The organism is Enterobacter sp. KB-221C9, from assembly GCF_041320715.1.
Classification (GTDB): Bacteria; Pseudomonadota; Gammaproteobacteria; order Enterobacterales; family Enterobacteriaceae; genus Enterobacter; species Enterobacter asburiae_D.
In genome coordinates this window covers 341,836-368,202 of record NZ_JBGIWG010000005.1, presented here as the reverse complement: position 1 = coordinate 368,202, position 26,367 = coordinate 341,836, and the positions used below count along the sequence as shown (strand labels likewise).

Sequence of the window (26,367 nt, the reverse complement as noted above, 5' to 3'; positions counted from 1 at the left end):
GTGAAACGCATTTCAGGAAAATCCGTATCCTGCTGGCGCGATTCACCTCTGCGCTACTATTTGAATATTTGTTAAGATTGTTGGGCTTTAGTCGTTTTAGTGAACATACAATCGCTCTACTCACAAAGATGCAGGGAAAGTGTTATGAAAACGTTAGGTGAATTTATTGTCGAAAAGCAGCACGAGTTCTCTCATGCTACCGGTGAACTCACTGCTTTGCTGTCGGCAATAAAGCTGGGCGCTAAGATCATCCACCGTGATATCAACAAGGCCGGTCTGGTCGATATCCTGGGTGCCAGCGGTGCCGAGAACGTTCAGGGCGAGGTTCAACAGAAACTCGATCTGTTCGCAAATGAAAAATTGAAAGCTGCACTGCGCGCGCGCGACATCGTTGCGGGTATCGCCTCCGAAGAAGAAGATGAGATTGTTGTTTTCGAAGGGTGTGAACACGCGAAATACGTTGTTCTGATGGATCCGCTCGACGGTTCCTCAAACATCGACGTTAACGTTTCTGTCGGTACCATTTTCTCCATCTACCGCCGCGTCACGCCTGTTGGCACGCCGGTGACCGAAGAAGATTTCCTGCAGCCGGGCATTAATCAGGTTGCTGCCGGTTACGTCGTTTATGGCTCCTCCACCATGCTGGTGTATACCACCGGGTGCGGGGTTCACGCCTTTACGTACGATCCGTCACTGGGCGTTTTCTGCCTGAGCCAGGAACGTATGCGCTTCCCGGAGAAGGGCAACACCTACTCCATCAACGAAGGCAACTACATCCGATTCCCGAACGGCGTGAAGAAGTACATTAAATTCTGCCAGGAAGAAGATAAAGCGACTCAGCGCCCTTACACGTCCCGCTATATTGGCTCTCTGGTCGCGGATTTCCACCGTAACCTGCTGAAAGGCGGTATCTACCTCTACCCAAGCACCGCCAGCCACCCGGACGGGAAGCTGCGTCTACTGTACGAGTGCAACCCGATGGCGTTCCTCGCCGAACAGGCGGGCGGCAAAGCAAGCGACGGTAAAGAGCGTATTCTGGATATCGTGCCGGAAAGCCTTCACCAGCGCCGTTCATTCTTCGTCGGTAACAACCACATGGTTGAAGACGTTGAACGTTTTATCCGTGAGTATCCGGACGCGTAATACCTCTCTTCAGGGGAGCCGTTCTGGCTCCCCTGGTCATTTATATATTTTACCGTATAAGTGTTTATAAAAAACATGCTTTAATATTCACCACTGCTCCTGCATTATTTCCATAACAGTTTGACAGATATTTCGTGGAGCAGAATCGCAATGAAAAATTATTCCCGTGCTAATACCGGCATTGATTTAAATCTTATCCCTGTATTTATTGAAATCGTCCGCTGCGGCAGCATGGCAAAGGCCTCTTTGCGTCTGGAGATGTCCCGCCCCGCGGTGAGTCTGGCATTAAAGCGTTTTAATCAACTCTTTGATGAGCCGTTATTTTTCCGTAAAGGTTTATATCTTGAACCGACGGAAAAAGCGTTAGCCTTAACCAGCTCGCTGGAAATATTAATGGGTGAAATACACGATAATATTGGGGCAGTTAATTCCGGGAAAAATAAAACCCCGACACAGAACGTACCGGGGCTGGGTAATATTATGCAGCGGTCTGAGTCGTCACTTTGAATGATGACATGGCTTCCATCAGCTGACGCGACTGCTCCTCAAGGGAGCGGGTCGCGGCGGAGGATTGCTGCACCAGCGCCGCATTCTGCTGCGCGGTTTCGTCCATCTGGTTCACCGCGATATTCACCTGCTCAATGCCGCGGCTCTGCTCCTGGGACGCGGTCGCAATTTCACGCATCAGTTTGGTCATGCGCAGCACTTCTGTTGCGATCTCATCCATCGTTTCGCCAGCCTGCTGGGCCAGATCGCTGCCCTCGTTAACGTGGGTCTGCGAATCGCTGATAAGCGTTCGGATCTCTTTCGCCGCGTCGGCGCTGCGGCTGGCGAGGTTTCGCACTTCGCCCGCGACGACGGCAAACCCGCGCCCCTGCTCGCCCGCGCGCGCCGCTTCCACGGAGGCGTTAAGCGCCAGGATATTGGTCTGGAAGGCAATACCGTCGATCACGCTCAGGATGTCGGCGATGCGCGCCGAGCTGCCGGAGATATCGCGCATTTTTTCAATCACGTAGCAGACCATCTCGCTGCCGTGATCGGCCGTGTCGGACACCGACTTCGCCAGCTGGTGCGCCTGCTCGGCGTTATCGGCGTTGAGCTTCACCGTCGCGGTGATCTGTTCCATGCTGGCCGCCGTCTGCTCAAGCGACGTGGCGGTGGATTCCGTACGCTCGGCAAGATCGCGGTTTCCCAGCGTCAGCTCGCGGCTACCGGTGTCAATTTGCGCGCTGGCATCGCGTACCCGCATAACCGAGTTCATCAGCGACTGTCGCATCTCCTCTATCACCGCGTTGAGGCGGTTAAACTCCTGGCTCGCGGGGGCATTCAGCGTATGGGTTAAATCCCCCGCCGCCACGTTCTCCAGTTGCGCAATAGAGGCCGAGAGTGGCTTGAGCAGCATATGGCGCAGCACCAGCCAGGCGAGCACGATAATGCCCGCCGTCAGCAGCGCTGCGACGATAATCAGGATCAGTACGCGGGTTTTACTCGCCTGCACGGCACTCACTTCCGCCTGACCACGCGCTTCGCTCCATTTCTGAAACGCCTGCATATCGTTATCAAACTGCTTCGCCACCGGAATCAGCGTCTTCTCCAGCAGATCGTAATATCCGTCCGCGCTCTGGTCATTCAGGGTTTTCAGCATCGGGTTGATCCCCTGCTGGCTGTACGTCGCCAGGCTGGCCGCCACTTTATCGAGCAGCTGTTGCCCCTGCTCGTCAGCCACGCCGCCGTCGATCACGCCTTTCAGCGTTTTCTGGGCCAGGGCAACTTCCTGATTGATGTTTTTTACCGCTTTGGCCGCATCGTCCAGCATGCCGATTTCCATCATGCGGACGGCCTGGCCCGCCTCATTGCGCGCGCGCAGGATCAGCGTATAGCCTGAATTAAGCTGCACCATCTGCTCACCCTGAAGGTGATTAATACGCTGCAGTGAAGAAGAACTCTGTGTGAGGGCATAAATGCCAATGCCGCTGACAATCAGCAGCAGAAGGGTCATAACGGCCAGTAAAGAGAGCAAGCCGGTACGAATCGATAGCGTTTTAAGCATGATATTATTTCCGGTAGCGAGATATTTCTGGGCATAAAAAAAGAGTATCGGCCGCTACCGGAAAATGTTTAGACTTTAAGCAAATTCAGCGTGTTATCGCTCTGTTACCGATGTGTTTACGCGGGTAACAGGCGAGCTTTGACGGTTCTCCCAGAGCACCGTCAGCCCCCGCTGCAGGGCAATAAAAATAAACAGCAGAATGCCGATGGCGATTTTCGTCCACCAGGAGCTGAGCGTGCCGTCGAAGTTAATGTAGGTCTGGATCAGCCCCTGGATCGCCACGCCGAACAGCGTCCCCAGCACCGTCCCAACGCCGCCGCTGAGCAGCGTGCCGCCAATCACCACTGAAGCAATGGCATCCAGCTCGACCCCTACCCCTGCCAGCGCGTAGCCCGCCTGGGTATACACCGAGAAGACGATACCCGCCAGCGTCGCCAGCCCGGTTGAGAGCATATAGATACGGATGGTGGTGCTGCGGGTGGAGATCCCCATCAGGTTTGCCGACGTGGCGTTACCGCCGATGGCGTACACCTGATTGCCAAACCGGGTACGATGGGCGAGGAAGATGCCAATCACTACCACGCCCAGCATCAGCAGCCCCATCGCGCTCAGGCGGCCGCCGCCGGGAATTTTCCACGCCAGGCTTGAGAGCGTGTCGTAGATGGGGTGGTTAATCGGAATCGACTCCTCCGACACCAGATAGCTCACCCCACGGAGGAAGAACATTCCCGCGAGGGTAATGATAAACGCCGGGATTTTCAGCGCGTCGATCAGCAGCCCCATAAAGGCGCCAAACGCGCAGCCCATCGCCAGCACCAGCGGAAACGCCACCAGCGGAGAGATCCCCCAGAAGCCGATCGCCTTCGCGAGGAACACGCCCGTAAACGCGATCACCGACCCGACGGAGAGATCGATCCCGCCGGAGAGGATCACAAAGGTCATCCCGACGGCGATGATGCCTAAAAAGGCGTTATCGGTCAGGATATTGCAGATCACGCGCGTCGAGGCAAAACCGGGGAACTGCGTCAGACAGTAGAGATAGCCCAGCACAAACACGCCCAGCGTGATCATTAGCGGTAAATTACGTTTTATCATGGCCACGGATCCCCTTAATGATGCTGACAAAGCGCGGCGACTGGACGATCAGCACGCAGAGCACGACCACCGCTTTCACCACCTGGTTGAGCTCCGGCTGGAATCCCGAAAGCAGGATCCCGGTGTTCATGCCCTGAATGATCAGCGCGCCTATCACCGAGAGCAGCAGGTTAAAGCGCCCGCCCATCAGCGATCCGCCACCGATCACCACCGCGAGGATCGCGTCCAGCTCAAGCCAGAGTCCCGCGTTGTTGGCGTCGGCCCCGCGAATATCCGCCGCGACGATGACCCCGGCGATGGCGGCGCACACGCCGCTCAGCACGTAGGTCAGCATCACCATCAGCCGGGTGTTGACCCCGGCGTTGCGCGCGGCGCGGATGTTGATCCCGACGGCTTCAATGAACATCCCCAGCGCCGTTTTGCGGGTGAAGAGCCAGAAGACAACGAGCGTGACCAGGGCAATAATCACCGGCGTCGGGAAGAACAGAAGGTTGCCGCTACCGAGCCACGCCAGGCTCGGGGAGTTAAAGGTGACAATCTGCCCGGAGGTAATCAGCTGCGCCACGCCGCGCCCGGCCACCATTAAAATCAGGGTGGCGACAAAGGGCTGAATTTTCAGCACCGCCACCAGAATGCCGTTCCATAATCCGGCCAGCACGCCGGTACCCAAGGCCGCCAGCAGGACCACCGGCAGGCTGTGTCCGGACACGGTCATGGAGGCGGCCGTAGCCCCGGCGATAGCCATCACCGCGCCGACGGAGAGGTCAATCCCGCCGGTGGCGATGACCAGCGTCATCCCGATGGCCAGCAGCGCCACGGGTGCGGCACGGTTTAAAATATCTATCGGGCTGCCAAACAGGCGGCCATCCTGCACGATAATCTGGAAGAAATGCGGCGCGACCAGGCTATCCACCAGCAGTACCACCAGCAGCGCCGCGATTTGCGGCGTGCCGGTCGGCCAGCTGAAGCGGCGCTTTGACTCACCGGTTTGCGAAAGTGAACGGGGCATCACGATTCACTCCTTATGCCGCGATGGCATTCATGATTGCCGGAACGGACAGCTTATCCAGCGGGATCTCTGCCACCTGTTTGCGATCGCGCATGATGATGACGCGATCGGCATAGCCCACCAGCTCTTCCAGCTCGGACGAAATGACCAGCAGCGCCAGACCGTCCGCGCACAGCGTTTCGATAAGCCGGATAATTTCAGCGTGCGCACCGACGTCAATGCCGCGGGTTGGTTCGTCGAGGATCAGGAACTGGGGTTTGGTCAGCAGCCAGCGCGAGAGGAGAACCTTCTGCTGGTTGCCGCCGGAAAGAAACTCGATAGGTTGTTCCGCGCTCGGGGTGCGGATGCCGAGCTGGCGGATGAAGCGCTCGGCTATGGCGTTCTGCTCTTTTCGTGGGATAGGCCTTAACCAGCCGCGCTGCGCCTGTAGCGCCAGAATGATATTTTCCCGCACCGAGGCCGCGGCAATAATACCGTCCGTTTTTCGGTCTTCCGGGCAGAAGCCGACGCCAAGACAGGAGGCCTGATGCGGCGATCGCAGGGTTTGCGGTTTGCCCTTGATCAGCGCGCTGCCGCTGTCCGCCGGCTTGATCCCGAAGATCACCTCGGCGGTTTCGGTCCGGCCGGAGCCCAGCAGGCCCGCCAGCCCGACAATTTCGCCCGGGCGAACCTCAAGGTTAAACGGCGAGATCACCCCTTTCCTGCCGTAATCGCTGAAGGCGGCGACCGGTTTCTCGCTCAGCAGCGTGCGCCCTGCGCGCTGAAGGGCGTTAGTTTCCAGCTCACGGCCCAGCATCATTTTGACCAGCTCGATCTGCGGCAGCTCGCGGGTTTCGCGGCAGCCGACAAAGCTGCCGTTGCGCAGCACCGTAATGCGATCGCTCACCTCGTAGACCTGATCGAGGAAGTGCGTAACGAAGATAAGGCTCACGCCCCGATCGCGCAGCTGGCGCATCAGGGTAAAGAGCATTTCTACTTCCTGGGTATCGAGGCTGGCGGTGGGTTCGTCGAGGATAAGTACCTTCGCGGAGAGATCGATCGCGCGACAAATGGCGACGATCTGCTGCATCGCCACGGAAAAGCGGTTCAGCGGCTCGCGGACGTCGAGGGAGAAGCCGTACGATTCCATCAGCTTTGTCGCCCGCGCCTCCATCTCTTTGCGGCGCAGCAGGCCAAAGCGTCGTGGCTCGCGGCCAATAAACAGGTTATCCGCCACCGACATATTCGGCAGCAGGTTCACTTCCTGGTACACCGTCCCAATCCCCAGCTGTTGGGCATGGGCGGTATTTTTTGGCGAAATGGCACTGCCTTCCAGCCAGATGGTACCGCGATCGGCGTGATAAACGCCGGTCAGGGCTTTAATCAGCGTCGATTTTCCCGCGCCGTTCTCGCCCAGCAGCGCCATAATCTCACCGCGCCGGAGGCTGAAATCAACGCTATCCAGCGCCTTTACGCCGGGAAAGAATTTACTCAAGCCCTCTGTGCGGAGGATTTCCTGGTGTTGTTCAGTTTTCATATTTACGTCCCCGGCACGTTCCCGTAGGCCGGGTAAGCGCAGCGCCACCCGGCAATTTCACTGGATCAGTAGCCCATATTTTTCTTCTTCTCTAACTCTTCTTTCGCCGTGTCAGGCAGGTAGAGCGTGGACTTGGTGACCGTCACCTTCTCAGGCATCGTGCCGTCTTTCTTGAATTTCTCCAGCGCGTCGAAAGCCGGGCCCGCCATGTTCGGCGTCAGCTCCACGCTGGCGTTGGCTTCGCCGTCGATCATCGCTTTGTAGATGTCCGGCACGCCGTCGATAGATCCGGTGAGGATATCTTTGCCCGGCTTCAGCCCCGCTTCTTTAATCGCCTGAATCGCACCGATCGCCATGTCATCGTTGTGGGCGTAAACCATGCAGATGTTCTTGCCGTTGTTTTCAGCCTTAATGAAGCTCTCCATAACCTCTTTACCTTTACTGCGCGTAAAGTCGCCGGACTGAGAGCGGATAATCTTGATGTTTGGCGCTTTCGCGATGGCTTCAGCAAAGCCTTTTTTACGGTCGATGGCCACGCTCGCGCCGACGGTCCCCTGCAGCTCAACGACGTTACACGGCTTGCCGTCGACCTGCTTCACCAGCCAGTCGCCAATCAATTGCCCTTCAAGCACGTTGTTGGCGGTAACGGTGGTCATATAGAGGGATTTGTCTTTGACGTCGATGGAACGGTCGAGCAGGAAGACCGGGATCTCAGCGTCTTTCGCTTCCTTCAGGACGGGTTCCCAGCCGGTCGCCACGACGGGTGCAATAAAGATGGCATCCACGCCCTGGGCGATAAAGGAGCGCACGGCTTTGATCTGATTCTCTTGTTTTTGCTGACCATCGGCGATTTTCAGGGTAATGCCGCGTTTCTGAGCCTCGCTTTTCGCCACGTTGGTTTCTGCCGCTCGCCAGCCAGATTCAGAGCCGACTTGCGAAAAACCTACGGTTAAGGGAGCGGCCATCGCCATAGACGACATGGCTGCCGAAACTGCTGTGACCAGGAGTAAGCGCTTCCACATATGAACGTCCTCGTAGGGTGAGTTATTGTTGGTTAAAAGATGTTCTGCGGAATGACTATAGCCCATGAAATATGTAACGAATTGCGTTACATCACACTTCAGAAAAGTGAATAAAACGTTAATCACAAGTTTGTAATCGCTTTCATTTCGCCATGAAAAATGCGGCTGCGTTTATGGATTTTCCTGTCATGGAATCGGTCTGAAAAGTGGTGAAAGCGGGGAGAGAAAGCGAAAACAGGCGGAGACATTCAGCGCGAGTTGGCTATAATACCTGCCACTTGTTTACCATCCATTTTAAAGGACACCGACATGAGCTTACTCAACGTCCCAGCGGGTAAAGAACTGCCAGAAGACATCTACGTAGTTATCGAAATCCCGGCTAACGCAGATCCGATCAAATACGAAGTGGACAAAGAGAGCGGCGCCCTGTTCGTAGACCGTTTCATGTCTACCGCGATGTTCTATCCGTGCAACTACGGCTACATCAACCACACCCTGTCTCTGGACGGTGACCCGGTTGACGTGCTGGTCCCAACGCCATACCCACTGGAGCCAGGCTCCGTCATTCGCTGCCGTCCAGTTGGCGTGCTGAAAATGACCGACGAATCCGGTGAAGATGCGAAGCTGGTTGCGGTTCCGCACACCAAGCTGAGCAAAGAATACGATCACATCAAAGATGTGAACGACCTGCCAGAGCTGCTGAAAGCGCAGATCACTCACTTCTTCGAGCACTACAAAGACCTCGAAAAAGGCAAGTGGGTTAAAGTTGACGGCTGGGACAACGCAGAAGCGGCGAAAGCAGAAATCATCGCCTCTTTCGAACGCGCTGCTAAGAAGTAATTCTTACTGCCGATCAAAAAAAGCCCCGCGAGTCGGGGCTTTTTTGTGGCTGGACGGCGCTACGCTTGCACGGCCTGCGATGAACATGTAGGCCGGGTAAGCGCAGCGCCACCCGGCAAGAGGCGCAAAAAAACAACGCCACCTTACGGTGGCGTTGTTTTTTATCAGTACTGGTCTCTGTCTAACCAGTTACCGCTTTCAATCCGCGTTAGCCCATCAACAGGACGCTGATAAACGTACATCCACGCACTTCCGTATGGCGTCTGGATCAACTGGCGAGCGTATTCACCGCCCCTGGTGCGCAAGGCATCAAGTTCGGCAAGCGTAGCATTGTCAATACGATAAACTTCACCCTGTACTGTTCCTTCCCCCGGAACCGCGCCTGGATAGTGGCCCAGACTGTACAATTGGTAGTTCTCGATATTGTAATTCCCCAGCAGCAGGGCATTGGTCATCCAGTGACTGTTGCCTTGCTTGGTTCGTAAACTGCCGTACACAAATATTCGCATTGCTAAAACTCAAACTGATAGAGCAGATCAAGTGCCTGGTCTACGCCGGACACTGCTTCCAGATATAGCTTAGGCATCAGGCGATAGCGTAACGTGAGTGTTGCCAGTGAGTCAAAGATCCCCACACCATATTTTACCTGCAGACCCGGCAGCACATATCCGCTGACCACCACCTGCGAAGAGTCACCCACGCCCTCGGTGTCCAGCGCCAGATTGCTTACGCCGAACGTCTCGCCGATTTTACCCACAACCTGCCCACTTTGTGCAACCCCCAGACCCACTAACATCGAGGTCATCGCCGCGCTGTCGCTTTGTCCGCTATTCAGACCTTGTCCACGCAGCAGATAAGAGAGAGCTTCCTGCTGCGACATCGCCGGGTCAGAGAAGATCTCCGCCTTCGGTTCGTCAGCAGAACCGGTGACGCGAACGCCGGCAATGACGTCGTCTTCCGTCGCTTCCGGGTTACGAATCGCTTCGATGTTCAACAGTGGCTGATCCGGTGGACCGGAGAACAGCAGCTCGCCTTTGCGGACAATCAGATCCTGACCATAGGCGTGGAAACGCCCTTGAGGAATCGTGATCTGCCCGTTCAGGCCAAGCCCTTGTTTATCCTGCGCCACCTTCAGGTCGCCCGTGAGCCTCGCCTTCAGCCCAAACGCATCCAACCGCACGTTATTCCCCACGTGCACGATAAGGTTACTATTAATCGGTATGCCAGCGCTCTTCTGTTCGACAGGTTTCAGATTTTCATTGAGCATAACTTCATCACTTGAGACGCCGACCGCACTTTCCGGCACGTCGTGAACCACGATGCGCGCCCAGGGCACGTCGACGCGTCCGTCAAGCGTGAAGAGGCTTGGCGTCGCCTCAAAGACCACGTCTGGCGAGACGTCCAGGCGCACCATTGGCGGTACGGTGATGCGTACCCGGCTCCCCTTCGCCGCGATGCGGGCGCGCCAGTTATCGATCTGGCTCCAGTCCGCGTCGCCGCTCAGGTTGATTTGCCCCTGCTGGGTGAGCACCGAGCCGCTCAGCGTTGAACTCATACCGTTGAAGTTCATCGCAATCTGGCTGGGCTGCATGTCGAACGGCATGAAGTTGCCGTCGATATCCACACCGCTGAGACGCAGCTGGCCGAACAGCTGCGGGCTTTGCGCGTTGCCGGCCAGACGCAGGTTAGCGTTCAGCATGCCCTCGGCTTTTTCCCCGCGTGCGAAAATCGGGTTCACCATCGCCAGGTTGAAGTTACGAATATTGACGTTGCCGCCCAGATTACGCCGTCCCTGCGGATCGGTAATCTGGAGCTGCCCGTCCAGCTGACCGTTGTTGGTCAGGCGGATTGTCCACCCCAGCTGTGCGCGATTGTCATGCAGATCGGCACTCAGGTTCAGGGTGTCGAATGCCACCGGAAGCGGGGCGTCGTTGACCTCCTGCGTCACCTTCACGTTACGCCCGGACAGCGTGACGCTGCCCTGCGGCAGCCCCTCTTTGGTAGTATCCCAGGCCACATCGGCCTTCCCGCTGAAGACGCCGCTGGCCTGGGTCGTGTCCGGCATAAACGGCTTCAGCATCGCCAGATCGAAGCGGTTGAGGTTAATCTGCGCGCGCCCTTCCGCGCCCGCATCAATGGTCTGCGGCACGCACAGCTCCGCATTCGGGTTGGTCCAGCAGTGTGGCCCAATGCTGATCTTCTGCTCGGCGTTGCGGTAGTCCAGCGCAATGGAGCGCGACAGCGCCAGCGGCCCGACCGGGGTGTTGAAGCGGGTGTTGTCCAGCGTTCCTTTCCAGCGTTCTTCCTTGCGGTCGAAGCTGCCGGTCAGGTGAAGCTGGCCGGAGACCGGCTCGCCCTGCACGCGCAGCTGGAGATCGTGCTGCTTCTCGTTCCCTTTGGCGTCCAGGGTGACCAGGTTAATGTTCACGTCCGGCTGAGAAATACGCTCCACGCGCAGGTTCAGGTTACCGCCAATCTGATCGGTGGATTTCACATCCCCCTCCACGCGGACGCGGGCAACGCTCAGCTCCTGCCAGCGCAGGTTATTGGCGGTAATGTCCGCCAGCAGCTGCGGCGCGTCGACCGTGCCGCGCACTTTCACGAGACCTTTCGCCGTGCCGCCCAGGCCCGGCAGAGCGTTATCCAGATTCGGCGCGTCGATGGTGGCGTCCAGATTGAGATCTTTCACCCCCAGCTCGCCTTTGATATCCGCCGTGTTGCGGCCCAGCGCCACGTGCAGTCCCGGGATAATCCACTGCAGATAGCTGTTGCCTTTCACCGAGCCTTCAACGTTAACCTTGTTCTGCTTCACGTTCCCGGTGAGCTTAATTTCCGGCACGTCCATCTGCCACGTACCGCCGTACAGGCTGCCGCGGGTTTTGATCAGGCCATCCAGTTTTGACGGCCAGTCCGGCACCTCTTTGGCGGTATTAATCCCCGTCAGCTTCAGCTCGCCGCGCCAGCTGATCGCCTGCTGCCAGTCGAGCAGCGCGGTCAGCTCGGTTTTGCCCTCCAGCGCCGCGACGGTCAGCTTGTCGAGGTTGACCTGCTGCTCGTTGCCCTTCGCATCCAGCGTGATGTTTGCGGGCGGCACGCCCTGCCCCTTCACCGCGGTGCGGAACGAGAGCGTGTAGTCGGTCATCTTGCCGCTCAGCTTCAGCTTCAGGTCATCGGCCTGGAACTGCTTTTCGCCGGTGAACGGCCAGGCAAGCTGCTTGCTGACAACCTCCAGATTGAGCGGCAGCCCGGCTTCCGCCAGCTGCGCTTGCGCGCGCAGGACCATGTCCACCGGGCCGGAGAGATTGACCCCGACGTCCAGCTTCTCGCGCAGCGCCCCGCCCACTTTGACCTTCACCTTTTCGCCTTTCAGCGGATCGATGTTGAGCGCGCTGTTGAGGGTGATATCCACCGGCCAGCTGTCGCGCAGCAGCGCGTTCCCTGACGCGTTCACCGAGCCCTGGTTGGTGTTGATATCCAGCGCGTCGAGCTTCATGTTGCCGTCAATGCTGCTGACCTTCAGCAGCATGGTGTAGACCGTCAGATCGGTATCGCCGGTCAGGCGCAGCTGCTCGCCTTTGAACTCCTCGATGTTGAGGTTCAGCGGCAAGTGAACGTCGGTCATCTCCGGCAGGACAGGCTTCGAGAAGAGATCTTTCAGCGTTTCGCCCAGCGGCTTCTCTTCCGGCTGCGGGTTCTGGATCTTCGGCTCGACGATCTCCTCCTGCGCCACGTCCGCCACTTTCGGCAGCGCGATCAGCAGGCCCTGCAGGGACGTCGGCGTCAGGGTCAGGTTTTTCTCCTGCCAGCGCAGGCCGGAGGTGAAATCCATCACCGAAACGGTGGTGTCGTCGATTTTGATATTGACGTTATCCAGCGCCACCCGATAGAGCGCGATCGGGTACGGGGTGGAGAGATTCAGCGGGCCGCTGTCCTCCTCCTCGACCGGCGCAGACTTCGGCATTTTTTTCGAATCTATCGCCACGTTAACGTCTTTAAGGGACAGATCGTTGACGCAGAGCTTGCTGTCACGCAGACAGCCCAGCTTCACCGCGAGATGGAACTCCCCGGCGTTCACCGCCACGCCCGGCTGCTCGTAGCGGATGTTCTTCAGACGCAGATCGCGCCAGCCGCCCGTTACCTGACCAATCTCCAGCCCCGGCACCCAGCGGTTCGCAGCGTTAAACAGCAGATGCAGCCCGGTCGTCGTTCCCACCAGAAACGCCACCGTACCGAGCAGCAGCACGATAAAAATCAGCACCCCGAGGCTTATCTTCTTCCATAAACTCATAATTCAGGCCCCAGACCGATGTAAAACTGTAATCCGTGTTCTTCTTTGTCGCCGACAGGCACGGCGAAATCGAGCTTGATGGGCCCGACGGGTGACTGCCAGCGTACGCCCACGCCCGCGCCGGTTTTAAAGTCGCTGCGGCGGATATCGTTCACCGCTTCACCGCCGTCAACAAACATGGCGCCCCACCACTTTCCGCTGACGTTGTACTGATACTCCAGCGACCCCGTCGCCAGTTTTGACGCACCGGTTAGCTGGCCCTTTTCGTTCTCAGGCGAGATCGATTTGTACTTATACCCACGAATGCTGCGGTCGCCCCCGGCGAAGAAGCGCAGATCCGGCGGAACGCGCTCGAAGTCTCCCGTTTCAATCCAGCCGAGATTGCCGCGCATCACAAAGCGGTGTTTGTCATACAGCGTGCGGATCCAGACGTTTTGCGCCTGCAGGACGGAGAAGTCCACGTCGGAGCCCCAGGCGGAGTTGGAATAGTCGATGGAGTAGCGCTGCGAGTCGCCCCAGGTCGGCATCAGGCCCCCACGCGAGCGGGTACGGCTGATCATCACGCCCGGATAAAGCAGCATGGTGGTGTTGGTGACGTTGGCCTGGGTAAAGTGGTCCAGGCTCCAGCGCAGGTTAATGGCGCGCTGCCAGCCGCTGGAGAGATCCCAGAAGCGGGAGACCGCAAGCGTCGTAGAGTCCTGCTTGGTGTCGTTCAAATCGGTGCGCTTAAAACCGCCCTGCAGAAGGTAATATTGCTCAAGCGGATTTTTCAGCAGCGGCATTTTGTAGCTGAAATCCAGCTGCTGCTCGGGCGCAGAGAGGCTCAGGCTGGTGGTCAGGCTGTGACCGTACGAGTTCATCCACGGCTTTTTCCACGAGGTTTTCACGCGTGGTCCGACATCCGTCGAGTAGCCAACACCGGTCTCAATGGTGTTCTCGGTGCGCGGCGAGACAACGCCATGCAGCGGCAACACCTTGGTTTTGCGAGACTTCTCAAATTCCGGTGCGACAACCACGGAGTTAAACCAGCCGGTAGCGGAAAGACGACGGTTCAGTTCCGCCAGGTCCCTCGACTGGTAGTAATCCCCTTTTTTGAACGGCACGAGGTTTTGCAGATACTCTTCACGAATTTGCGAACCTTCAAACGTCACATCGCCAAAGCGGTAGCGTTCCCCGCTGTCGTAGTCGATATCCCAGAAGGCCTGACGTCGCTCCAGCGCAATGCCCAGCTGGCTTTTATTGAACTGGCTGTCGAAGTAGCCCTTACGCAGGGAAACGCTCGTCAGCTCTTTTTTGAAATGGTCGTAGTCGCCGTGGTTAAGCACGGTACCGACTTTTGGCCGCGTGCTGAGCAGGTCCAGGTAATCCCGGTCGGTACGCGCCCCGCCGCGCAGGATGACGTTCGTACCGCCAATCAGTACCGGCTCACCCGGCGAAACGCGGGCAATAAGCACCTGGCGCCCCTTCTTTGGCGGCGGACGGAGATCGAAATCAATGGTGGGTTCGTAATACCCCAGCGCTTTTAGCCCTTCACGGATGGCGTCATCGACGCGCGCGCGAAAACGCCGGTCCGGCGTCACCTCATCACTCTGGATGGTCGACAGCTGCGCACGCACGTTTTTTTCAAGCGCCCCGGATAACCCCTCAACCTGCAAACGGACATTCGCCGCGCTGGCAATCCCGCTTGTCAGCAACAAACTGACCAAACATAACTGGCGGATTTTTGTCACGTTTTCTCCTGAATATCCCTGTTTCCACCCTGGAAGCAAATGAAGTGCCGCTCCGCGGCAAAATACGGCCTGCTGGCCAAAAACCCGAATCGCGGGTTGAAAATGGGTATAACACCCAAATATTTCTTATGATTAAATCTAGACTCATTCAGCGCATTTATTGTGTTCAATTAAACGCTTCGTGACAACCTTAACTGAAACATCGCACCCCGGGAGGCCCCACCGTGAGTTTATTCGACAAAAAGCATCTGGTTTCACAAGCTGATGCATTACCGGGACGCAACACCCCTATGCCTGTGGCGACCTTACACGCCGTCAATAACCATTCCATGACTAACGTGCCGGAGGGAATGGAAATCGCCCTGTTCGCCATGGGCTGTTTCTGGGGCGTTGAGCGCCTCTTCTGGCAGTTGCCCGGCGTTTACAGCACGGCAGCCGGCTACACGGGCGGTTACACGCCGAATCCTACCTATCGCGAAGTCTGCTCCGGCGAAACCGGGCATGCGGAAGCGGTACGCGTGGTCTATGACCCTGCGGTGATTAGCTACGAACAGCTCCTGCAGGTCTTCTGGGAAAACCACGATCCGGCGCAGGGCATGCGTCAGGGCAACGACCACGGCACCCAGTACCGCTCGGCTATTTATCCGCTCACGCCTGAGCAGGATGCCGCCGCGCGCGCCAGCCTTGAGCGTTTCCAGCAGGCCATGCGTGAAGCGGGCGATACGCGCGAAGTGACCACGGAAATCACCACCGCGAAACCGTTCTACTATGCCGAAGACGATCACCAGCAGTATCTGCATAAAAACCCGTACGGCTACTGCGGTATCGGGGGCATCGGCGTCTGCCTGCCGCCACAGCTGGCCTGATTGCCGCTCCAGCGCCACGCGAGCCGCGTGGCGCTCAAGGAGGCGACCGCGTTGTCTCATAACTTTACAACCACTCGCCGGCCGCCCTCTCCGGGCACTTTCGCCAAAAATGTGACCTCTGGCAGATTTACATCTCTTTACGCTATACTACCCGCTGAAATAATCGGCTCAACGCTACGAGCTGATGTTCAATGTGTTTTCACACAAATGGTATCAACTCCCCTTCTGAGGATCTGGCGAGAAGCCGGATAAACTATGTTAAACAGTATTTTAGTAATACTTTGCCTTATTGCCGTCAGTGCATTTTTCTCGATATCCGAGATCTCGCTGGCCGCGTCCCGTAAAATCAAACTGAAGCTGCTTGCTGATGAAGGCAACATCAATGCCACCCGCATCCTCAAAATGCAGGAAAACCCCGGCATGTTCTTCACCGTGGTGCAGATCGGCCTCAACGCGGTCGCCATTCTCGGCGGTATCGTGGGTGATGCGGCTTTTTCCCCGGCGTTTTATAGCCTCTTTGTTAAGTACATGTCCGTTGAACTGGCCGAACAGCTGAGCTTTATTCTCTCGTTCTCGCTGGTGACTGGCCTGTTCATCCTCTTTGCAGACCTGACCCCGAAACGCATCGGTATGATTGCGCCAGAAGCTGTGGCTTTGCGTATCATCAACCCGATGCGCTTCTGTCTGTACGTGTTTCGTCCGCTGGTGTGGTTCTTCAACGGCCTGGCAAACGTGATTTTCCGCATCTTCAAGCTGCCAATGGTGCGTAAAGACGACATCACGTCTGACGACATTTATGCCGTCGTGGAAGCCGGCGCGCTGGCCGGGGTGCTGCGCAAGCAGGAGCACGAGCTGATTGAGAACGTATTCGAACTGGAATCCCGTACCGTGCCGTCTTCCATGACCGGCCGCGAGAACATCATCTGGTTCGATTTACATGAAGATGAGCAGAGCCTGAAGAACAAGGTGGCGCAGCATCCGCACTCCAAGTTCCTGGTCTGTAATGAAGATATCGACCACATCATCGGTTACGTCGACTCCAAAGACCTGCTGAACCGCGTGCTGGCGAACCAGAGCCTGGCGCTCAACAGCGGCGTGCAGATCCGCAATACCCTGATTGTGCCGGACACCCTGACGCTCTCTGAAGCGCTGGAAAGTTTCAAAACCGCCGGGGAAGACTTCGCGGTTATCATGAACGAATACGCGCTGGTGGTGGGTATTATCACCCTGAACGACGTGATGACCACGCTGATGGGCGACCTGGTTGGCCAGGGGCTGGAAGAGCAGATTGTTCAGCGTGACGAAAATTCATGGCTGATTGATGGCGGTACACCGATTGAAGACGTGATGCGCGTGCTGGATATCGACGAGTTCCCGCAGTCCGGCAACTACGAGACCATCGGCGGCTTTATGATGTTTATGCTGCGTAAAATCCCGAAACGTACCGACTCGGTGAAGTTCTCCGGCTACAAGTTTGAGGTGGTGGATATTGATAACTACCGCATCGACCAGCTGCTGGTGACGCGCATCGACAACAAACCGACCGTACTGGTGCCGAGGCTGCCGGACGCGGAAGAGAAGGTGTCGGCGTAAAGTACCCGACCCACAAACATCAACGGCTCCCATCGGGAGCCGTCTTTTTATATCTACTAACTACTGCATAGCACGTTGGTTAAGCCATCTCAGTTTGCAGACGCATAACCTGACGGTTGACTTCGGACATCACAGACAGGTGCTGTTTGTCCTTCACTTTTGGGACAAGGATCTTGCCCTTATCAAACTCAAAAGCGCCAACATCCTTGATATACAACCGTCCACGGAACAGGATCTTCACGTACTTCGCCACCTGAAGCGGGTTGTAGCGTTGGAAAATTTTCATTCTTGTATCTCCTGCGAATCATACGCCCTTGCGGTGCCACAATCGGCCCGACTGTCCTGAGCGCAAATTTTAATGCCCAATGACTATAGACCAGAACTACGGTGTTACCCAGTGTGCATAAGTTTATTTACCGTTTGATTACAATTATTCAGAATAATCTTTGCAAAGCGTGACTGAGAGCAGTATAAGCCGTCGTTTTTTCATGGATATGTGCGTTCACCCGCAAACTGGCATCGGGATTGCGGGAAAACCCCATTGATCGCACTTATGATTAAAAGCGCAAGACCAAGTGGTCGGATCACCTGCAAACAATAAGGAAACGCCATGACCCTACGTAATATCCTTGCAGCAGCTTGCCTGCTGCTGCCCCTGTGGGCTTCCGCTCACAGCATTGAAAAAGGACAACGTGTACCGCCAGTCGGCATTGCTGACCGGGGAGAATTGATTCTCGACAATGATAAGTTTAGCTACAAACCCTGGAATAGCGCGCAGCTCGCGGGCAAAGTGAGAGTTGTACAACATATTGCCGGTCGTACATCCGCAAAAGAGAAAAATGCCAACCTGGTGGAAGCGATCAAGGCCGCAAAATTCCCTCACGACCGCTACCAGACCACCACGATCGTGAATACCGACGACGCTATTCCGGGCTCCGGAATGTTTGTGCGCTCAAGCCTTGAGAGCAATAAAAAGCTCTATCCGTGGTCGCAGTTTATCGTCGACAGCAACGGCGTAACCCGTAAGGCCTGGCAGCTTGAGGAAGAGAGCTCCGCGATTGTCGTGCTGGATAAAGAGGGCCGCGTACAATGGGCGAAAGACGGCGCGTTGACCCAGGAAGAGGTGCAGCAGGTTGTCGACCTGCTGCATAAGCTGCTGGCTCAATAAATAGAGACGCGGAAGCCGGGGTTGAGGAAGGATTCGCGCGGGGTATAGTCCAGCGGCTTGCCCTGCCAGTCATGAACGTGCGCCCCGGCGGCCGCGGCAACGGCATGACCTGCCGCGGTATCCCAGACGTTGGTTGGCCCAAAGCGAGGATAGAGCTGCGCATGGCCTTCCGCCACCAGGCAGAATTTCAGCGATGAGCCAATCGACGTGGTCTGGTGTTCACCCAGCTGCTGCAGGTACTCCTGCAGCTCGCTGTCGCTGTGCGAGCGGCTAATCACCACCAGCGGTGGACGCGCATCGCGCACCTGGATCTGCTTGCGCACGCCGCACTCTTCCTTCCACGCCTTCCCTTCTGCAGCGCTGTACATCACCTTCATTACCGGCGCGTAAACTACGCCCAGCACCGCTTTGCCCTTCTCAATCAGGGCAATATTGACGGTGAATTCACCGTTGCGCTTGATGAACTCTTTTGTCCCGTCCAGCGGATCGACCAGCCAGTAGCGCTGCCAGTGCTGGCGTTCGTCCCAGCTTTGCGGCGCTTCTTCTGACAGAACGGGGATGTCCGGCGTTAAGGCCTGTAACCCTTTCAGGATCACCTTATGCGCAGCAATATCCGCCGCCGTGACCGGAGAGTCGTCGGCTTTGCTGACCACCTCCATAGGTTTACTACCGTCATACACCTGCATGATGGCATCTCCCGCATCCCGTGCGAGCTGACAAATTTTATCTAGCATTTTCCACCTCTTTGTTAACGCAGTGAGGTTAACTCTTTGTTTTAGTTATATCGTAATGTGAACAATTCCGCTATCTGTGAAGCAATTCCGGTTTCAGGTGACTTTTTTCTGTCAGGATTCACATTTCTGTAAGCAACACGCTATAGATACATACTCTTTTGTGGTCTGCATCGAAAAAAGGACTCCTCTGATGATTAAGTTTAGTGCAACGCTTCTGGCGACGCTGGTTGCAGCAAGCGTACAGGCGGCGACGGTAGATCTGCGTATTCTGGAAACGACCGATCTGCACAGCAACATGATGGACTTCGATTACTACAAAGATACCCCAACGGAAAAATTCGGACTGGTACGCACGGCAAGTTTGATCGATGCGGCGCGTAGCGAAGTGAAAAACAGCGTGCTGGTCGACAATGGCGATCTCATTCAGGGTAGTCCGCTCGGGGATTACATGGCGACCAGGGGGCTGAAAAAAGGCGAGATCCATCCGGTGTATAAGGCGATGAACACCCTGGACTATACCGTCGGCAACCTCGGCAACCACGAATTCAACTACGGTCTGAAATACCTGCATGACGCGCTGGCCGGTGCGAAATTCCCGTACGTTAACGCCAATATCATCGACGTTAAGACCCAAAAACCGCTCTTTACCCCTTATCTGATTAAAGAGACAAACGTCGTCGACAAGGACGGAAAAAAACAGACGCTGAAAATCGGCTATATCGGTTTTGTCCCGCCGCAGATCATGACGTGGGATAAAGCCAACCTCGACGGTAAAGTGACCGTTAACGACATCACCGAAACCGCGCGCAAATACGTGCCGGAAATGCGCGAAAAAGGCGCCGATCTGGTGGTCGTTGTCGCCCACTCGGGTCTCTCCGCCGATCCGTACCAGGCCATGGCAGAAAACTCCGTTTACTATCTGAGTGAAGTCCCGGGCGTCGACGCGATCCTGTTCGGCCACGCCCACGCGGTCTTCCCGGGCAAAGATTTCGCCAGCATCAAAGGCGCGGACATTGAGAAAGGGACGCTCAACGGCGTGCCGTCGGTGATGCCGGGCATGTGGGGCGACCATCTTGGCGTGGTGGATCTGGTGCTGAATAACGACAGCGGCAGCTGGAAGGTGACGCAGTCAAAAGCAGAGGCACGCCCGATTTACGACGCTGCGGCAAAAAAATCGCTGGCGGCTGAAGATAAAAAGCTGGTCGACGTGCTGAAGCACGATCACGACGCCACGCGCGAATTCGTCAGCAAGCCGATCGGCAAATCCGCCGACAACATGTACAGCTTCCTGGCGCTGGTGCAGGACGACCCGACCGTTCAGGTCGTCAATATGGCGCAGAAAGCCTATGCCGAACACTTTGTGCAGGGCGATCCGGATCTGGCAAAACTGCCGGTCCTGTCAGCCGCTGCGCCATTCAAGGTGGGCGGGCGTAAGAATGACCCGGCAAGCTATGTTGAAGTCGAAAAGGGCCAGTTGACCTTCCGTAACGCTGCCGATCTCTACCTCTACCCGAACACGCTGGTGGTGGTAAAAGCGACGGGTCAGGAGGTGAAAGAGTGGCTGGAGTGCTCTGCCGGACAGTTTAACCAGATTGACCCGCACAGCGGTAAGCCGCAGTCGCTGATTAACTGGGACGGCTTCCGCACCTATAACTTCGACGTGATCGACGGCGTGAACTACCAGATTGACGTCACCCAGCCGGCGAAATATGACGGCGAGTGTCAGGCGATTAACCCGCAGGCGGAGCGCATCAAAAACCTGACCTTCAACGGCAAGGCCATTGACCCGAATGCTACCTTCCTGGTGGTGACCAATAACTACCGCGCCTACGGCGGTAAGTTTGCCGGTACGGGAGATAGCCACATCGCCTTTGCCTCGCCGGACGAGAACCGCTCGGTGCTGGCGGCGTGGATCAGCGCGGAATCGAAGAAGGCGGGCGAAATCCATCCGGCAGTGGATAACAACTGGCGTCTCGCGCCGATCCACAGCGATACGAAACTGGACATCCGCTTTGAAACGTCGCCGTCCGATAAAGCTGCCGCGTTTATTAAGGACAAGGCGCAGTATCCGATGAAACAGGTCGCGACGGATGATATCGGGTTCGCGATTTATCAGGTGGATTTGAGCAGGTAGCGGTGATTGTGCCGGGTGGCGCTTCCGCTTACCCGGCCTACGGGATGGAAGATTACGGGTAGGCCGGGTAAGGCGAAGCCGCCACCCGGCTTTTACGCCGCACGATCGTCCCGATTCGCCATCACCTTCGGCGTATTTACCTCAATCCAGTCCGCCAGCGCGGCGACCTTCTCGCTGACCTCAATCCCCATCGGCGTCAGACTATACTCTACGTGCGGCGGCACCACCGGATACGACACGCGATCGACAAACCCGTCCAGCTCCAGCGCCTGGAGCGACTGGGACAGCATTTTTTCGCTCACCCCGCCCATTTTACGGCGCAGATCGCTAAAGCGATGCGTTCCCTGGCGCAGGGCCAGCAGAATCAGGACACCCCAGCGGCTGGTCACGTGTTTGAGTACCTCGCGTGAAGGGCACTGCTCCGCGAAAAGATTGCCATCGCGCATTTGTTCGCTGAGCGTGGGTATCGTTGTTTTCATACTTACCTTTTTGTACGTACTTACTAAAAGTTAGCTATGGTGCTAGTGTGCCACAACACCAGACAAACACGAAGGAGATTCATCATGATCGCGATTACCGGCGCTACCGGCCAGCTTGGCCATCTCGTTATCGAACAGCTGTTGAAAACCGTACCGGCCAACCAGATTGTGGCCATCGTACGTAACCCGGCGAAAGCGCAGGCCTTAAGCCAGCAGGGAATTGTGGTTCGTCAGGCGGACTACTCGGATGAAGCCGCCTTCACCGCCGCGCTGAGCGGCGTGGATAAGCTGCTGCTGATCTCTTCCAGCGAAGTCGGCCAGCGCGCAACCCAGCACCAGAACGTGATTAACGCCGCCAAAACGGCAGGGGTGAAATTTATCGCCTACACCAGCCTGCTGCATGCGGACAAATCACCGCTGGGTCTGCACGTTGAACACGTTGCCACTGAAAAAGCGCTCGCGGCGTCCGGCATTCCGTATGCCCTGCTGCGCAATGGCTGGTATACCGAAAACTATCTGGCGAGCGCGCCGCCTGCGCTGGAACATGGCGTATTTATTGGTGCGGCAGGCGAAGGCAAAATTGCCGCTGCGACCCGTGCCGACTATGCCGCGGCGGCAGCCAAAGTGATCGCAGAAGAGGGCCATGCGGGCAAGGTCTACGAACTGGCGGGCGACCACGGCTGGACGCTGAGCGAGCTGGCGGCTGAACTCAGCAAGCAGAGCGGGAAGCCGGTAACCTATCAGAATCTCAGTGAAGCGGATTTTGCCGCCGCGCTGAAGGGGGTTGGCCTGCCTGCCGGACTGGCAGATATGCTGGCGGACTCCGATGTGGGCGCGTCCAAAGGGGGACTCTTTGACGATAGCCATACGCTGAGCAAACTGATCGGTCGCCCGACCACAACGCTGGCGGAGAGCGTCAAATCCATCCTGTAATTGTTAAGGATTGGTTATTTTTTGTGGCATCCCCTCGGGTCATCTCTGATAATGAAAAGATGACCACGAGGAGGCTTACCGTGCAAGGCGTACCGGAACAGTTTATTGATGAAAGAGACAGCGCACGCTTTCGCCATCTGGCGCAGCTGCCGGGCCTGGAGCTTTATCACGCGCATATTTCTGACTACGCCTTTGAGCCTCACACCCATGAAGCCTTCGGGATCGGCACGATTGAAACCGGTGCCGAACGCTTTCGCTATCGCGGTACCCAGCATCTCGCGGCGGAAAAATCCGTCGTCACCATGAACCCGGACGAGATCCATACCGGTGAATCCGCCACCGAAGGCGGCTGGCGCTACCGGATGGTCTATATCGAACCCGACCTGCTGGAAGAGGTGACCGGCCTCCGGCACTGGTGGTTTAGCGATGTCACGCGTCATGACCCACTGCGCTCGCAGCAAATCGGCAGGCTCATTTACGGTCTGTGGCACACGGACGATCCGCTTGCGCAAAAAGGATTGCTGCTGGATTTGATTGAGACCTTCCGGCCGTTTGCCCATCACGCGCCGGTGGTTCTGGAAGGCGCGCACCGGTTCGAACGCGTGCGCGAGTATCTGCACGACAACTATATGCGCGCCCTGACGCTGGACGAGCTGGCCAACGTCGTTTCGCTCAGCCCGTACCATTTCCAGCGCCAGTTCAAAGCCCATTTTCACGTTACGCCGCACCAGATGCTGATGGCCATTCGCCTCTGGCGCGCTAAAGCGTTCCTCACCCACGGCATGCCCGCGGCAGAGGTCGCCGCCGCAACCGGACTGACCGACCAGTCGCATTTAACCCGCGCGTTTACCCACCGCTACGGCATTACCCCCGTGCGCTACCAGAAGCAGGTCACCCGGCGCTAATGCGCAACCTCATACAATACCCGCGCATTTTCCCCTCCTACACTGCATACAGCGTAAATACCTGTGGGTGGAAAAATGATTAGTGGTGTGTTGTATGCCCTGCTGGCCGGGATGATGTGGGGGCTGATTTTTGTCGGCCCGCTGATCGTGCCCGAGTATCCGGCAATACTGCAGTCGACCGGACGTTATCTGGCGCTGGGGCTGATTGCCCTGCCTCTGGCGTGGCTGGGACGCGCGCGCTTGCGTCAGCTCAGCCGCAAGGACTGGGGTACCGCGCTGGCGCTGACCATGATGGGCAATCTTATCTACTACGTTTGCCTCGCGAGTGCCATCCAGCGTACCGGCGCGCCGGTATCTACCATGATTATCGGCACGCTGCCGGTCGTTATCCCCGTCTTTGCTAACCTGCTCTACAGCCATCGCGACGGTAAACTGGCGTGGTCAAAAATGGCCCCGGCGCTGGTCTGCACCGCAGCGGGGCTGGTATGCGTGAATATTGCCGAGCTGCGTCATGGGCAGGTGGATATTGACCTGTGGCGTTACGGTTCTGGCATTGTGCTGGCGTTCATTTCCGTGGCGTGCTGGGCATGGTATGCCCTGCGCAATGCGCGCTGGCTGCGGGAAAACCCGGACAAGCATCCGATGATGTGGGCGACGGCGCAGGCGCTGGTCACCCTGCCCGTCTCACTGGTGGGATATGCTGGCGCGTGCATCTGGTTGGGCCATCAACAGCCGGACTTCGCCCAGCCCTTCGGGCCAAGACCGTGGGTGTTTATCGGCCTGATGGTGGCGATTGCGGTGCTGTGCTCATGGGTGGGCGCGCTGTGCTGGAACATTGCCAGCCAGAAGCTGCCGACGGTGATTTTAGGGCCGCTGATTGTCTTCGAAACCCTGGCCGGACTGCTTTATACCTTCCTGATGCGCCAGAGCGTACCACCGTTATTCACGGCCTGCGGGATCGCGCTGCTGGTGGTGGGGGTGGTGATGGCGGTAAGAGCGAAGCCGGAAAAACCGAGGGTCGTTCCGGCGTCGGAGATGTGATTTTTGCCGGGTGGCGGCTCCGCCTTACCCGGCCTACGAGGAGCCGTTTTGTAGGCCGGGTAAGCGCCAGCGCCACCCGGCATGATGTTAAAACGTTTCCCAGTTCCCTTCAGACGCCGCCGCTACGGGCTGCGCTTTTGGTACATAGGTTTTCACCGGTGCCGCTTTAACCGCCTGGTTGCGGGTGATTTTGAACACCGCCACCGCTTCGTTCAGGCGTGCAGCCTGATCTTCCAGCGCTGCTGCAGCGGCCGCGGACTCCTCTACCAGCGAGGCGTTCTGCTGGGTCACGCGGTCCATCTCGGCTACCGCCTGGCCTACCTGATCGATACCGCGGCTCTGCTCGTCAGAGGCCGAGGCAATTTCGCCCATGATGTCGGTGACGCGGGTGACCGCATTGACGATCTCCGCCATCGTCTCCCCGGCTTCGTTAACCAGCTGGGAGCCCGCGTTCACGCGCTCGCCGGAATCATCGATCAGCGCTTTAATCTCTTTCGCCGCCTGGGCGCTGCGCTGTGCGAGAGTACGGACTTCCCCTGCCACCACCGCAAAACCACGGCCCTGCTCGCCCGCGCGCGCCGCTTCCACCGCCGCATTCAGCGCCAGAATGTTAGTCTGGAAGGCAATACCGTCGATCACGTTAGTAATTTGCGCGATTTTACTGGAGCTGGTAGCGATTTCGTCCATTGTACGCACCACGCCTTCCACCACGTTACCGCCCTTCTTCGCCGTTGAGGAGGCGTCCAGCGCCAGACGGGAAGCCTGACGCGCGTTATCGGCGTTCTGCTTAACGGTTGCCGTCAGCTGTTCCATGCTGGCTGCCGTTTCTTCCAGAGAAGCGGCCTGCTGCTCGGTACGGGAGGAGAGATCGTTGCTGCCCGCAGAGATTTCGCCTGCACCGGTGTAAATGGTATCTGCGCCTTCACGCACCACGCCCACCGTGTTCGCCAGCGAGGTCTGCATCTCCTGAACGTTGCGCGCCAGGATGGCCATCTCATTTTTACCGTCAGCCTGAATCGGCTGGGTTAAATCCCCTGCCGCGATGGCGCGAATATGGTTAATCACCTCTTCCAGAGGCAACAGCAGCACGCGGCGCATGGCTACCCAGCTGGAAATAATCACCACAATCACCAGCAGCATGACCGCAGAGAGGATCCACAGGATGTGTTTGTAATCACTTTCATTATCCTGAATGCCTTTATCGGTGAGCGCAGCCTGCGCTTCACGCCATTCACGATAAACCGTCTGCATCGCATTTTGCTTTTGTTCTGCATTCTGCTTGAACATATCTTCCAGATTGCCCTGGCTCAGCAGAACGTTCATTTGGGTCAGCGTTGCAGAGTAAATGCGGTACTGCTCTTCGAGCCGGTTAGCCAGGTTCTCGTCCAGGCCTGGCGTATTCGGCAAGGCATAGTATTTATCGTAATGGACCTGGGCTTCAGTCAGCAGATTTTTCGCCGTCGTCACCAGCTCATTCAGCTGACCGCCGTTAATTTGCGAGGCCATGCTGCTTTGCAGGCGCAACATCCCGCGGTTTAGGGTGACGCGAGCCTGGTTCAGACTGATCCACGCATCGGTAAACTCCGCCACGTTCTGGCTGGAGAGCTGCGACACGGTGAAGTTGTCTTTATCGTTGTTCAGCGCGTTGATAAAGATACCGGCGGAAATCACTTGCATGATGCCGAGCACAAGCAGCACCGAAATCAGAAGGGTAATGACTTTTATACGTTTAAACATGCGTTGCCTTTGTTATATGCAGGTTTGTCTGACGTGGATATATCGGCAGGCGCGGCGGGTTGTTTACTGTTTCTACACCTTTAA

The 26,367-nt window shown here is 57.1% G+C and carries 22 protein-coding genes; 10 read left to right on the top strand and 12 right to left on the bottom strand.

Features of this window, described 5'->3' with window-relative positions; translation table 11 throughout:
- Window positions 1–144 precede the first annotated feature (144 nt).
- Both fbp and AB8846_RS10065 read left to right on the top strand, forming a co-directional pair.
- Window positions 145–1,143: a class 1 fructose-bisphosphatase gene (fbp, locus tag AB8846_RS10070; RefSeq protein ID WP_023310178.1), complete on the top strand. Its 999-nt coding sequence runs from the start codon at window positions 145–147 to the stop codon at window positions 1,141–1,143.
- A gap of 150 nt (window positions 1,144–1,293) precedes the next feature.
- The gene (locus AB8846_RS10065) at window positions 1,294–1,650 is read left to right on the top strand and encodes a LysR family transcriptional regulator (protein WP_370732618.1); all 357 of its coding nucleotides are present in this window, start codon (window positions 1,294–1,296) and stop codon (window positions 1,648–1,650) included.
- Here the strand turns inward: AB8846_RS10065 and AB8846_RS10060 are convergent.
- From AB8846_RS10060 to ytfQ, 5 genes are all read right to left on the bottom strand, one after another.
- Complete coding sequence (locus AB8846_RS10060) at window positions 1,622–3,193, bottom strand: methyl-accepting chemotaxis protein (RefSeq protein ID WP_331413601.1); 1,572 nt, start codon at window positions 3,191–3,193, stop codon at window positions 1,622–1,624. The genes AB8846_RS10065 and AB8846_RS10060 overlap by 29 nt on opposite strands.
- A 93-nt stretch (window positions 3,194–3,286) precedes the next feature.
- The gene (gene yjfF, locus AB8846_RS10055) at window positions 3,287–4,288 is read right to left on the bottom strand and encodes a galactofuranose ABC transporter, permease protein YjfF (protein WP_023334296.1); all 1,002 of its coding nucleotides are present in this window, start codon (window positions 4,286–4,288) and stop codon (window positions 3,287–3,289) included.
- The gene (gene ytfT / locus AB8846_RS10050) at window positions 4,275–5,300 is read right to left on the bottom strand and encodes a galactofuranose ABC transporter, ATP-binding protein YtfT (RefSeq protein WP_370732617.1); all 1,026 of its coding nucleotides are present in this window, start codon (window positions 5,298–5,300) and stop codon (window positions 4,275–4,277) included. Before ytfT ends, yjfF begins: the two co-directional genes overlap by 14 nt.
- A 10-nt stretch (window positions 5,301–5,310) precedes the next feature.
- Window positions 5,311–6,813: a galactofuranose ABC transporter, ATP-binding protein YtfR gene (gene ytfR / locus AB8846_RS10045; RefSeq protein ID WP_063144063.1), complete on the bottom strand. Its 1,503-nt coding sequence runs from the start codon at window positions 6,811–6,813 to the stop codon at window positions 5,311–5,313.
- A 65-nt stretch (window positions 6,814–6,878) separates the two neighbouring features.
- A complete protein-coding gene (gene ytfQ / locus AB8846_RS10040; protein WP_045402315.1) occupies window positions 6,879–7,835 on the bottom strand; it encodes a galactofuranose ABC transporter substrate-binding protein YtfQ in 957 nt (318 codons plus the stop codon).
- A gap of 309 nt (window positions 7,836–8,144) precedes the next feature.
- On the opposite strand from ytfQ, the gene ppa reads away from it, so the two are divergent.
- The gene (ppa, locus tag AB8846_RS10035) at window positions 8,145–8,675 is read left to right on the top strand and encodes an inorganic diphosphatase (protein ID WP_010427397.1); all 531 of its coding nucleotides are present in this window, start codon (window positions 8,145–8,147) and stop codon (window positions 8,673–8,675) included.
- A 164-nt stretch (window positions 8,676–8,839) separates the two neighbouring features.
- On the opposite strand, the gene AB8846_RS10030 is transcribed toward ppa, so the two are convergent.
- From AB8846_RS10030 to tamA, 3 genes are read right to left on the bottom strand one after another with little or no spacing between them, the layout of a single operon-like run.
- Window positions 8,840–9,184 (bottom strand): gamma-glutamylcyclotransferase, encoded by a 345-nt coding sequence (locus AB8846_RS10030; RefSeq protein ID WP_010427401.1) that lies wholly within the window; start codon window positions 9,182–9,184, stop codon window positions 8,840–8,842.
- A gap of 2 nt (window positions 9,185–9,186) precedes the next feature.
- A complete protein-coding gene (gene tamB, locus AB8846_RS10025; protein WP_370732616.1) occupies window positions 9,187–12,963 on the bottom strand; it encodes an autotransporter assembly complex protein TamB in 3,777 nt (1,258 codons plus the stop codon).
- The gene (gene tamA / locus AB8846_RS10020; protein ID WP_331413606.1) at window positions 12,960–14,693 is read right to left on the bottom strand and encodes an autotransporter assembly complex protein TamA; all 1,734 of its coding nucleotides are present in this window, start codon (window positions 14,691–14,693) and stop codon (window positions 12,960–12,962) included. Before tamA ends, tamB begins: the two co-directional genes overlap by 4 nt.
- Before the next feature lie 224 nt (window positions 14,694–14,917).
- Between tamA and msrA the strand changes: the two genes are divergently transcribed.
- A complete protein-coding gene (msrA, locus tag AB8846_RS10015; RefSeq protein WP_023310171.1) occupies window positions 14,918–15,559 on the top strand; it encodes a peptide-methionine (S)-S-oxide reductase MsrA in 642 nt (213 codons plus the stop codon).
- A 255-nt stretch (window positions 15,560–15,814) separates the two neighbouring features.
- Window positions 15,815–17,152, top strand: coding sequence for a hemolysin family protein (locus tag AB8846_RS10010; protein ID WP_063144067.1), 1,338 nt, complete (start codon window positions 15,815–15,817; stop codon window positions 17,150–17,152).
- A gap of 79 nt (window positions 17,153–17,231) precedes the next feature.
- On the opposite strand, the gene AB8846_RS10005 is transcribed toward AB8846_RS10010, so the two are convergent.
- On the bottom strand, window positions 17,232–17,438 hold the full coding sequence (locus tag AB8846_RS10005) for a DUF1107 domain-containing protein (RefSeq protein ID WP_008501430.1): 207 nt from the start codon (window positions 17,436–17,438) through the stop codon (window positions 17,232–17,234).
- Window positions 17,439–17,762: 324 nt separating this feature from the next.
- Here AB8846_RS10005 and AB8846_RS10000 point away from each other — a divergent pair, with 324 nt between their 5' ends.
- The gene (locus AB8846_RS10000; RefSeq protein ID WP_213329022.1) at window positions 17,763–18,320 is read left to right on the top strand and encodes a YtfJ family protein; all 558 of its coding nucleotides are present in this window, start codon (window positions 17,763–17,765) and stop codon (window positions 18,318–18,320) included.
- Here AB8846_RS10000 and cysQ read toward each other — a convergent pair.
- Window positions 18,314–19,054: a 3'(2'),5'-bisphosphate nucleotidase CysQ gene (gene cysQ / locus AB8846_RS09995; RefSeq protein WP_023310160.1), complete on the bottom strand. Its 741-nt coding sequence runs from the start codon at window positions 19,052–19,054 to the stop codon at window positions 18,314–18,316. The genes AB8846_RS10000 and cysQ overlap by 7 nt on opposite strands.
- Before the next feature lie 190 nt (window positions 19,055–19,244).
- Between cysQ and AB8846_RS09990 the strand changes: the two genes are divergently transcribed.
- A complete protein-coding gene (locus AB8846_RS09990; RefSeq protein ID WP_370732615.1) occupies window positions 19,245–21,188 on the top strand; it encodes a bifunctional 2',3'-cyclic-nucleotide 2'-phosphodiesterase/3'-nucleotidase in 1,944 nt (647 codons plus the stop codon).
- Between the two features lie 92 nt (window positions 21,189–21,280).
- Here the strand turns inward: AB8846_RS09990 and AB8846_RS09985 are convergent, their stop codons facing one another.
- Entirely contained in the window at window positions 21,281–21,667 is a 387-nt protein-coding gene (locus tag AB8846_RS09985) for a helix-turn-helix domain-containing protein (protein ID WP_032651400.1), read from the bottom strand.
- A gap of 84 nt (window positions 21,668–21,751) precedes the next feature.
- Between AB8846_RS09985 and AB8846_RS09980 the strand changes: the two genes are divergently transcribed.
- From AB8846_RS09980 to AB8846_RS09970, 3 genes are all read left to right on the top strand, one after another.
- Window positions 21,752–22,600 carry an SDR family oxidoreductase gene (locus AB8846_RS09980; protein WP_370732614.1) on the top strand — a complete coding sequence of 283 codons (849 nt, stop codon included), beginning with the start codon at window positions 21,752–21,754 and terminating at the stop codon, window positions 22,598–22,600.
- An 80-nt stretch (window positions 22,601–22,680) separates the two neighbouring features.
- Window positions 22,681–23,505: an AraC family ligand binding domain-containing protein gene (locus AB8846_RS09975; protein WP_370732613.1), complete on the top strand. Its 825-nt coding sequence runs from the start codon at window positions 22,681–22,683 to the stop codon at window positions 23,503–23,505.
- Between the two features lie 75 nt (window positions 23,506–23,580).
- On the top strand, window positions 23,581–24,546 hold the full coding sequence (locus AB8846_RS09970; protein ID WP_370732612.1) for a DMT family transporter: 966 nt from the start codon (window positions 23,581–23,583) through the stop codon (window positions 24,544–24,546).
- Window positions 24,547–24,633: 87 nt separating this feature from the next.
- Here the strand turns inward: AB8846_RS09970 and AB8846_RS09965 are convergent, their stop codons facing one another.
- The gene (locus AB8846_RS09965) at window positions 24,634–26,283 is read right to left on the bottom strand and encodes a methyl-accepting chemotaxis protein (protein ID WP_331413617.1); all 1,650 of its coding nucleotides are present in this window, start codon (window positions 26,281–26,283) and stop codon (window positions 24,634–24,636) included.
- Between the last annotated feature and the right edge of the window lie 84 nt (window positions 26,284–26,367).

Coding starts and splice junctions, on each gene's coding strand:
- fbp (WP_023310178.1), top strand. CDS start 145: ATGAAAACGTTAGGTGAATTTATTGTCGAAAAGCAGCACGAGTTCTCT.
- AB8846_RS10065 (WP_370732618.1), top strand. CDS start 1,294: ATGAAAAATTATTCCCGTGCTAATACCGGCATTGATTTAAATCTTATC.
- AB8846_RS10060 (WP_331413601.1), bottom strand. CDS start 3,193: ATGCTTAAAACGCTATCGATTCGTACCGGCTTGCTCTCTTTACTGGCC.
- yjfF (WP_023334296.1), bottom strand. CDS start 4,288: ATGATAAAACGTAATTTACCGCTAATGATCACGCTGGGCGTGTTTGTG.
- ytfR (WP_063144063.1), bottom strand. CDS start 6,813: ATGAAAACTGAACAACACCAGGAAATCCTCCGCACAGAGGGCTTGAGT.
- ytfQ (WP_045402315.1), bottom strand. CDS start 7,835: ATGTGGAAGCGCTTACTCCTGGTCACAGCAGTTTCGGCAGCCATGTCG.
- ppa (WP_010427397.1), top strand. CDS start 8,145: ATGAGCTTACTCAACGTCCCAGCGGGTAAAGAACTGCCAGAAGACATC.
- AB8846_RS10030 (WP_010427401.1), bottom strand. CDS start 9,184: ATGCGAATATTTGTGTACGGCAGTTTACGAACCAAGCAAGGCAACAGT.
- tamB (WP_370732616.1), bottom strand. CDS start 12,963: ATGAGTTTATGGAAGAAGATAAGCCTCGGGGTGCTGATTTTTATCGTG.
- AB8846_RS10010 (WP_063144067.1), top strand. CDS start 15,815: ATGTTAAACAGTATTTTAGTAATACTTTGCCTTATTGCCGTCAGTGCA.
- AB8846_RS10005 (WP_008501430.1), bottom strand. CDS start 17,438: ATGAAAATTTTCCAACGCTACAACCCGCTTCAGGTGGCGAAGTACGTG.
- AB8846_RS10000 (WP_213329022.1), top strand. CDS start 17,763: ATGACCCTACGTAATATCCTTGCAGCAGCTTGCCTGCTGCTGCCCCTG.
- cysQ (WP_023310160.1), bottom strand. CDS start 19,054: ATGCTAGATAAAATTTGTCAGCTCGCACGGGATGCGGGAGATGCCATC.
- AB8846_RS09990 (WP_370732615.1), top strand. CDS start 19,245: ATGATTAAGTTTAGTGCAACGCTTCTGGCGACGCTGGTTGCAGCAAGC.
- AB8846_RS09985 (WP_032651400.1), bottom strand. CDS start 21,667: ATGAAAACAACGATACCCACGCTCAGCGAACAAATGCGCGATGGCAAT.
- AB8846_RS09980 (WP_370732614.1), top strand. CDS start 21,752: ATGATCGCGATTACCGGCGCTACCGGCCAGCTTGGCCATCTCGTTATC.
- AB8846_RS09970 (WP_370732612.1), top strand. CDS start 23,581: ATGATTAGTGGTGTGTTGTATGCCCTGCTGGCCGGGATGATGTGGGGG.
- AB8846_RS09965 (WP_331413617.1), bottom strand. CDS start 26,283: ATGTTTAAACGTATAAAAGTCATTACCCTTCTGATTTCGGTGCTGCTT.